We start from the raw sequence: 938 nt of genomic DNA, 5'->3' as shown, positions 1-938 counted from the left end.
ACAATGTCGACGTGATGCCCGTTTGTAGTTGACCATCCCCATATAAGAGTTTCGGGCGCCGGCAGGCGTACGAAAGTCCCCGAGGAAGGAACCCGCGGGCCACAGGCGACGGCTATGGGGATTTCGGATTTCGGCAGATGTCGGCGATGGCGCGACCGCCGTCGGGAAGTTCTGGGGTGAATGCGGACAGACCGGCTCGTTGCGCCGCCGCGCGGTGTTGCTGGGACGGTGGGCGGCTGGGCGCGGCCCTGTCGGCACCGATGATAACCATGGACGCGCGTGGGTTCGCCGCCGGAGGCTGAGTGCCTGCAGCTGAAGGCTGAACCATTCCATGCCGGGTCATGGCGCGCTGCTCCCGGTCGACGGGGAACCGTGTGGCGGTCCGCGCGGCTGCCTCCAGCGTTCGAACACCTCGATCACGATCATGCGGCCGCCACAACAGGGGCATGGCGGGCGGAAGTTGTCCGGTTCGCCCGTGGTGTCATCGTCGGACGGTGCGGCGACGCTCAGCAGTTCACGAGCAAGTGCGAGGCTGGCCTTGCGAGCAGAGCCGGCAAGCAGACCGCAATGCCGGATGCGGTGGAATCCCTTTGGCAGTACGTGGAGCAGGAAGCGGCGGATGAACTCGTCGGCGGCAAGCGTCATGATCTGCTGCCGGTCGGCGCCTTCGCGACGATAGTCCTTGTAGCGGAAGGTGACGCCGCTCTCGTCGAGGCGGATGAGGCGGCTGTTCGAGATCGCGACCCGGTGCGTATAGCGCGACAGGTAGGCGAGCACCGCTTCCGGGCCGGCGAAGGGCGCCTTGGCGTAGACCACCCTTGCGACAGGCTAAGCCCTGGAAAGGAGAATGGAATGTAGATTCTGAAACCTTTCGAAGCGATCCAGAGGGTTCGACCCCCTCCCGGCAAAGGCGCAGCCCGCCAGCCGGAAGCGAGTCT

The 938-nt window shown here is 65.5% G+C and carries 1 pseudogene; it reads right to left on the bottom strand.

The features are described from left to right. Nucleotides 1–339: 339 nt before the first annotated feature. A pseudogene (locus tag AC0L3I_RS36900) lies at nt 340–816 on the bottom strand (IS91 family transposase); the annotation flags it as partial. Nucleotides 817–938: the final 122 nt, after the last annotated feature.

The organism is Mesorhizobium sp. WSM4840 (genome assembly GCF_055811755.1).
Note: the sequence above shows the minus strand (reverse complement) of the source record. Positions and strands in the feature narration are given on the sequence as shown.